Annotated in this window: 7 protein-coding genes; 6 read left to right on the forward strand and 1 reads right to left on the reverse strand. The window is 41.5% G+C overall.

The window, feature by feature from the left end; genetic code table 11:
* The first annotated feature begins 48 nt into the window (after positions 1-48).
* From FLA_RS31440 to FLA_RS09260, 6 genes are all read left to right on the forward strand, one after another.
* A complete protein-coding gene (locus tag FLA_RS31440; RefSeq protein WP_159445204.1) occupies positions 49-222 on the forward strand; it encodes a hypothetical protein in 174 nt (57 codons plus the stop codon).
* 168 nt (positions 223-390) lie between these two features.
* Positions 391-1,611, forward strand: coding sequence for a hypothetical protein (locus tag FLA_RS09240; RefSeq protein ID WP_076382790.1), 1,221 nt, complete (start codon positions 391-393; stop codon positions 1,609-1,611).
* Positions 1,553-2,692 carry an LpxL/LpxP family acyltransferase gene (locus FLA_RS09245; RefSeq protein ID WP_076382789.1) on the forward strand — a complete coding sequence of 380 codons (1,140 nt, stop codon included), beginning with the start codon at positions 1,553-1,555 and terminating at the stop codon, positions 2,690-2,692. Before FLA_RS09240 ends, FLA_RS09245 begins: the two co-directional genes overlap by 59 nt.
* A gap of 89 nt (positions 2,693-2,781) precedes the next feature.
* On the forward strand, positions 2,782-3,897 hold the full coding sequence (locus FLA_RS09250; protein WP_084206569.1) for a sensor histidine kinase: 1,116 nt from the start codon (positions 2,782-2,784) through the stop codon (positions 3,895-3,897).
* A gap of 4 nt (positions 3,898-3,901) precedes the next feature.
* Positions 3,902-4,624, forward strand: coding sequence for a LytR/AlgR family response regulator transcription factor (locus tag FLA_RS09255; protein ID WP_076382787.1), 723 nt, complete (start codon positions 3,902-3,904; stop codon positions 4,622-4,624).
* A 99-nt stretch (positions 4,625-4,723) separates the two neighbouring features.
* A complete protein-coding gene (locus FLA_RS09260) occupies positions 4,724-5,950 on the forward strand; it encodes a lanthionine synthetase LanC family protein (RefSeq protein WP_076382786.1) in 1,227 nt (408 codons plus the stop codon).
* A 1-nt stretch (position 5,951) separates the two neighbouring features.
* On the opposite strand, the gene FLA_RS09265 is transcribed toward FLA_RS09260, so the two are convergent.
* The gene (locus tag FLA_RS09265; protein ID WP_076382785.1) at positions 5,952-6,905 is read right to left on the reverse strand and encodes a bifunctional helix-turn-helix transcriptional regulator/GNAT family N-acetyltransferase; all 954 of its coding nucleotides are present in this window, start codon (positions 6,903-6,905) and stop codon (positions 5,952-5,954) included.
* Positions 6,906-7,533: the final 628 nt, after the last annotated feature.

Here is a 7,533-nt window from a genome sequence, read left to right on the forward strand (position 1 = left end):
TGAAAACCTTCAAAAGAGTAAGCGGATAATATTCAAAAAATCCAAGTCATGGAAAATATTACTACTACCAACAACATAGCTTCAGCAAAAGTTGAAGTGGCCAGCCAGTCAGAAATCAGCATATTCGATATGCCTATTCAGATTGAATTACTGGAACCAAGACTGGAATTAACTACTAATAAAGTTTACACCGGAGATACCACTGTTATCAGAGGAGTTTAGTTTGATCGATTATACCAGCACGCCGTTGATTACCTATGTATTTAGCACCATTTGGGTTTAGCCGTTGCTTTTTCAATGAAAAACACCTAAGAAGTTATATAGTGGCGGTTCTTTGCTGATAAAAAGAACTGCCTTATATAAACCTTTTACACCCCCAACGAAGGAAGCATGGAGTATGAATTGAAAATAATTGCGGAGAATAATGCGGAGAGGTACTTGTTGCTTAATAATTCAGGTGGCATGTACCAGATAAATGCCTTTTTGTACCAGGTATTACTGCATTATAAGAAAGGGTATTCCAGCGAAGCTATTGCTTCAGAAATGAGTATCCTGTATAAAAACGCCTCTTTTAATGCAGCAACCATCGAAACGCATATTACAACGGCGCTGGCCACTGTTAGTGCTACTAACAAAGCCGGCGATCCGGCCGATGAGTATGTGTCGGGCAAAATTACCATTGTTCCGGAAGGTGCATTCACAGGGCTGTATCGCATATTGTCTGCTTTACTTTTTCATCGTATTGTGTTTCCGGTTTTATTTGTTGTAGCCGTAGTTGTGAGCCTTTTTTTCTTTTACAATCAACATTTGTATTCCTTTGCTAACCTATGGAACCAGTCTGTAAGCCAGCTAGCTGTTGGTAACATAATATTGGTTTATGGGATCTTTTTGTTTATATGCCTGTGGCATGAGCTGGGGCATGCTACCGCCTCGTGGAAGTATGGCGTGCAGCCCCGCGAAATAGGTTTTGGTTTTTATTTTGTATTTCCTGTGTTTTATGCAAATGTGTCGGGTATCTGGCAACTGCCGGCTGCCAGGCGTAATGTGGTAAATATGGGCGGCATATATTTCCAATTGCTTGTTAACCTTATTTGTATCGTCGCTTATAGTAATCATATTTACCAGCCGCTTCTGCGTATACTTATAATCACCAACACTGTAAGTATTGTTTGTTCTTTAGTTCCTTTTTTCCGTTACGATGGATATTGGGTGTTCAGCGACTATTTCAATATCCCCAACCTTAAAAGCAGGTCAACGGCTTTGGCAACAGACCTGTTATTTTCAGGTATTGGTAAGTGGCGGCAACTAAAAGGATCCCTTCCCCTTGTTTTAATCTTTTATACAGTAACCAATGTGTTTTTCTGGTTATTTGTGTATGCAGAAGTGGTTGTTTTAATTATTCGAAATACCCGTGCTTTGGTAAGCACATTGCAGCAGGGGAGCTGGTTGTACATCCCCATTACACTGCCTGGTATTATTACTGCTGTTTCTACAGTAGTGACTTTGTGGATGCTGGTGTTTCATTTTATTCATTTGTCTAAACTATTAGGTAATGAGCGAAGAAAAATACCTGGCACAGTGCAGCCAGCTGCTGGATGGCATATTGCCTGAAGGTGGTATAGGCGCAGATGATACGCTCAACAGAACTTTTAACTTTGTAAGTGCCAACCTGCTCAATTTTCTACCTGAAATAGAAGCCGATGCACACGAACAGTTTTTTAAAGATCTGTTGTATCATCAAAAACTAAGCGCGTTGGACAGCAATCACCCGGCACTGGTGCAAGCCCTGCAACTGGAAGGAGAATTTCAGCAGGCTATGCAACTGATGCAGCAGGGACCTTGTATTATTTGCACCTTTCATATGGGCAGTAACCGGTTGCTGAATCATTTTTTAGCTTATCACCAGGTTCCCTTTGCCATAGTAATGGCCAATCACATAGCCAGTGGTGAGGGCGATGGGTTTCAGGAAATGTTTGCCGGTGTATACCAGCAGCAGGGGGGCGAAAGTCTTACCCTTATTGAAGCGCAGAAACCAGATGCCGCTTTGAAAATGTTACGGGAGTTAAAAAAAGGCAAAAGCCTTTTAGTGTATATAGACGGAAATACCGGCGCTGGAGATGATAGTTTCCGGAACGAGAACAGATGTAAGATTGATTTTTTAGGAGGTAGCATCTATGCACGAAGCGGCGTTTGTTATCTGGCCCACCTGGCCAATGTGCCGGTGGTAACAGCAGTCTGCTACCGGCAGGCTACTAACGATATCAGGTTGCGCTTTGGCTCACCTGTTTATCCCGATATTCAACAAAACAGAAGAGCATATGCAACAGCTGCCACACAAGCTATTTATAATTTTTTTACGCCGCTGTTAAAGCGGTATCCGGAACAATGGGAATGTTGGATGTACTTACACAGGAATGTTGATTGCAACAGTATGGTGGCAGTAGATTCAGCCCCCCAGCCAGGCCAACCTGCTACGGGTTCTTTTCAGCTGAACAAGAGCAGGTTTGGCTTTTTTAATATTGGCGAAGAATTGTATTTGTTTAATAAGAAGACATATACATCCTACCGGGTTAATCATGATATCTACCAGTTATTGTATACTTCTTTTTCAAAGCCTGTACACAGCGAAACAGTAAACACCCGTGTTTTTGAACAACTGTATGCTAACCGAGTTTTTGTGCAGGCATCCTGATTGAATAATTAAGCAGGATAAAACTGTTTATCTTTATTTTACATTATATTTATCCAGATGTTACAGTTTATCCTTCTTGATTAAAAATTATGGTCGTTTCCGGAGCAACAAAAAAAAGTCTTGTTAAAAGGGTTTTACCGCACGTAGGGGTTTGGACGTTGTATGTATTATACATTTATATAGTAAACACCTATACCAATCCTAATATCCGAGTCAGCGTAGTTCTTGCCCACCTTTTACCATTTTGCCTGTCCTTTTATGTAAGCCTTGGCTGCTTTAACCTGTTTAAAAAAACAGGCATACTCGCCGGCATCGTTATCCTGTTTTTCTCTATGTTGGGCATGGTGAGCCTGGGATATCTGTACAGCTATAAACTGCTTACACTGGCTGGTATAGTACTGTTCGATTCGCAAAACTGGAAAATGTATGTGCAAACCGCTTTTACCGGCTACATGCAGTATTTTATCTACGCACTGCTGTACTTTATGGTAGGAGCCGCTTCCCGCCGCGAACGCAGCCTGCGTTACCTGCAGGAAGAGAAGTTTGAACTGGAGCGCGAAAAAAAGCAACAGGAGCTGGAAAACGCTTTACTGAAACAACAGGAACTAAAAATTCAGCAGGAAAAGCTGGAACTGGAATATGCCTTCCTGCGCTCACAAATCAATCCCCACTTTTTACATAACACACTCAACGTATTGTTTTCACAGGCCCTGATGCATTCTCAGGAGCTGGCCGATAACATCATGAAGCTATCTCAGCTAATGCGTTATGCCATGGAAAGTTTTGAAGCCACCGATGGCAAAGTGAGTATTAAAAACGAACTGCAGCATCTGCAAACCTTAATAGATATTCACCAGGTTCGTTTTTCCGGGGCGCTGCAAATTCAGCTTACCGTAGAAGGAGAGATGAATGGTCATGCACTGCCGCCTTTATCCATCATCACCATTGTAGAAAACGCCTTTAAATACGGCGATTTAAAAGATGCCAGCCGTCCTTTGCTTATAAGGGTTTGTTTGCTGGAAGACCGCATCTATTTCTATTGTCATAATAAGAAAAAGGCCATTCCATCCCTGGAGCTGCCTTCTCATAATATTGGTTTAAGCAACCTGAGCAAACGGCTGGACCTGAGTTTTAAAAACAGGTACGAGATACAGGCCCAAAATGCCACCGATTCCTATACTTTTGAACTGACTATAAAAAAGTAACGCGATGATTAAGTGCGTAATTATTGATGATGAGCAGTTGGCTATCAATGTAATTGAAATGTACGTTAAAAAAATGCCCAACCTTCAGCTGGTAGGCACGGCCACTAACCCTTTAACCGGTATAGAACTGGTGCAGCAGCACAAAGCCGATGTGGTGTTCCTGGATATACAGATGGATGAAATGGGAGGTATAGACGTAATGAAAATATTAGGGCCTTCTGTAAAAGTGGTGTTCTGTACCGCTTTCTCCGAATTTGCCGTAACCAGCTACGAACTGGATGCCGTAGACTATCTGATGAAGCCGGTAGCCTTTAGTCGTTTTGTAAAAGCCGTACAGCGCGTAAGCAACGCTATATTATCGCAATCAGTAGTAGCATCCGATGCCATACCCGACGACTATATTTTTGTAAAGGCCGAGCAAAAAGGCAAAATGATAAAAATAAACCTCGATGATATTGACTTTGTAGAAGGCATGAGTAACTACGTTGCCTTTCATCGCGGCAAAGAAAGAATTCTGGCTTATCTCACCCTCAAAGAAGTGGAAGAACGCTTACCAGCCAGTCATTTCATGCGGGTACACAAATCTTATATTGTAGCATTAAGACAAATCACCACTATTGAAAACGGCGACCTGGTGTTAAAAGACACCAACGATCGTGTACCGTTAAGCAACACTTACAAGCAGGCTTTTATGGATAAAATGAAGAGCAAATTGATGGGCGATTAGGTAAGAGTACTCATTTGGCATGCAGTAAAGGTAGTTTCACATAATGCTCTGAAAACGTATAGCAACCCTTTTTAGATTTGTACTATATAAATCTATAACATGAAGGGAATCGCTAATTTATATGTTTCGCAGGATATTGATGCACACACGAATTACACTGACATGCTAAAATCAAGGGCTTTACACTTGTTTGAAAAAACAGATGAGGCCATACTCTTTAACGGGCTAACGCACACCAGAACATTACCTGATACAGATATCATCCTTTACTACAGTGCTTTGTACGAAGCTACTGTAAGTGAAGAGTATGGCAGCAAGGTTGATGCACTACTGGCCGATGCGTTTGCAACAGTGAACGAGCAAACTATACGCCGCATGAATCCGGGACTGGCAAAAGGCTTAAGCACTTTGCTGTACCTGGCCGATATGCACGAAAAACGCGGTCGTTACGTAGAGTACGGCGGAAAAAGAGATTTAATTGAAGACTACTGTTTTCAATACGCGCGTCATCTGGTGGCCAGCGACACCAACGGATTTCTCAACGGTTCGTTTGGTATCCTGTTCTGCTTTTTAAACACCTCGTTTTACACACGTAAGCAAAAGCACATAGAGTTGCTGCTGGAAGATATTGACGCCGCAGCTGTGCAAAACCTACACCGTTTCTGGATCAGGAATGCCAATGGCGATAACAGGCACGAAATTGACTTTAGCCTTGCTAACGGTCAACACGCCTACCTGCTTATCCTGTTGCAGGCATTAGAGCGCGGCATCAGCATCGATCGCAATTACATGTCCATTACCAAAGGCATTAATTATTTACTGCAGGTAAAACAGGATGTAGATAACGAAAGCAAAAAATACTCATTCTTCCCCGAATCGGTAAACAGCGTAACACATCAGCGTACCTATAGTAACCGTCTGGCCTGGAATGGCGGTGATTTAAACGGGGCCCTGCTGTTGTATAATGCTGCCGACACCTTAAGCAATAATATTTATTTGCAGGTGGCCGACATTGTAGGTACCTCTTCCTTAATGCGTGTAAAAGAAGAAGAAACCTTGTGTACCGATGGCAGTTTTTATTATGGAGCAGCAGGTGTTGCCCAGTTATATAAAACCTTACACAAATTAAGACCATTGCCGGCCTACGAAAACGGTTACCGTTTGTGGATGGAAAAAACAATGGACTTCCTGGAAGAAGAACTACAGCACGGAACCTACCAATCCAAAGAAAACGACCTGTTAAACGGACTGGTAGGAGTGAACTTAACTTTATTGTCTTTCATTAATGAAAAAGAATTAAGCTGGAGCCGTATCTGCTTATTGTAAACTATTGAATATCCAGCTCCATCTGGATATTACAGCGTTCATAGGGCGATGCATGACCTATTACTTTAGAAAACCCCATTTTGTAGTAAAGGTTTACCGCCGGTTTTAATATGGTATTACTTTCCAGGTAAATTTTCCGGGCACCCGCTTCTTTCGCTTTGGCTACAATAGCCTGTCCCAACAGCCAGCCTATATGTTTACCCTGCATGCGTGGCGATACGGCCATCTTGGCCATTTCAAAGTCGTATTCAGGGTCATCCATTTTTATTAATGCACAAACACCAGCGGGTTCCCCTTTATATAAGGCTACTAATATATAACCACCCTTATCCAGGATATAGGCCTTAGGGTTGTCCAGTGCTTTATAATCAGCCGCTTCCATAGTAAAATAAGTGCTTATCCATTCTTCATTCAGGTTTTTAAAAGCCTGCTGATATTGGAGCTGGAAAGGCACTATTTCCACATCCTGGCTTTCGCGTTGTTTTTTCTGCTGTTGTACCCGTTGCAATAGTGATTGCTGTTGCAGCAAAAACTCCCATTCTTCAATAGCCTTCCACAGGTTATTGCGTGTGTTAGCCTGTAATTCCTCAATGGCATTGTTCACATCAGTATACTGGTGCTGAATTTTTGTGACAATTTCCTTCCCTTTGGCAGAAAGACTTACCATATTCCTTCGGCCATCACTTTTATCCTTTTTTTCTTTTACCAACCCATGTGCTGCCATTTCACTGATAATCTTGCTGACAGAAGGGTGGGAGTGGCCTATGTCTTTGGCAATAGCCGTAATGGTTTGCCCTTCCTGCTGCGATAGCTGGTAAAACACTGGAAACCACTTAGGTTGCATGTCTACATTGTACAGCTTATAAATCTGCGCTGCATCTTCTGTTATCTTATCTGTTAATAAACGAAGCCGGCTGCCTATAGCCATTTTGCCCACGGTATCAAAAAAACTCATCTATTCTATTTTTGTGTTCTTGATTATGTAACTGATTACGCAAATATAGTGAAGTGTATTTGAATATTGGATTGTAGCTGAATTTTTACAATAAAAGTTCTCGTGCGAAAACTGCCCAATCACCAGGAAATAGTAATGGTCTCTTGAAAAGAACAGTTCTGATAAATTACTTGTTACAGCTTGCTAAAACGGCTAACCTACACATGTAGTGGTAGCAGTTGAACGTGCCAAAGCTATTCTAAAGCCTGGCAAAAGGCATAGATACAGCCTGGATGAAGCATGCCATAAGCATAGATGATACATGCATAAAGCGTTCAAAAAGGTTTAAAAGGCTTGTTTCTATTACAGCAAGATATAGGGCCAATTTGTTCTGCTTTATCATATTATTGAAAAGAGCGCGCGCAGATGATAAAGTAATTTTTGTATTGATTGCATTACTCAACCTTAAAAAAATCCGTTCATTTTTCAGATTTTGTTCATTTTGTTCAGGCTTCCAAAAAGCATGATTTTAATGTGGATTATTCAAGTGACTTGTTAATTTTATCCCCTATTGAGAAAAAAGTGTAACTGAATTGTGAGAAAATGTTATATGTGGCAAAGGGCTCCGTTACTTCTCAGTAGCTCCAAT

Origin of the sequence: Filimonas lacunae (assembly GCF_002355595.1) — a bacterium.
Classification (GTDB): Bacteria; Bacteroidota; Bacteroidia; order Chitinophagales; family Chitinophagaceae; genus Filimonas; species Filimonas lacunae.

Bases quoted from the DNA above. Each gene is read 5' to 3' on its own strand.
- FLA_RS31440 (WP_159445204.1), top strand. From the start codon at position 49: ATGGAAAATATTACTACTACCAACAACATAGCTTCAGCAAAAGTTGAA.
- FLA_RS09240 (WP_076382790.1), top strand. From the start codon at position 391: ATGGAGTATGAATTGAAAATAATTGCGGAGAATAATGCGGAGAGGTAC.
- FLA_RS09245 (WP_076382789.1), top strand. From the start codon at position 1,553: ATGAGCGAAGAAAAATACCTGGCACAGTGCAGCCAGCTGCTGGATGGC.
- FLA_RS09250 (WP_084206569.1), top strand. From the start codon at position 2,782: ATGGTCGTTTCCGGAGCAACAAAAAAAAGTCTTGTTAAAAGGGTTTTA.
- FLA_RS09255 (WP_076382787.1), top strand. From the start codon at position 3,902: ATGATTAAGTGCGTAATTATTGATGATGAGCAGTTGGCTATCAATGTA.
- FLA_RS09260 (WP_076382786.1), top strand. From the start codon at position 4,724: ATGAAGGGAATCGCTAATTTATATGTTTCGCAGGATATTGATGCACAC.
- FLA_RS09265 (WP_076382785.1), bottom strand. From the start codon at position 6,905: ATGAGTTTTTTTGATACCGTGGGCAAAATGGCTATAGGCAGCCGGCTT.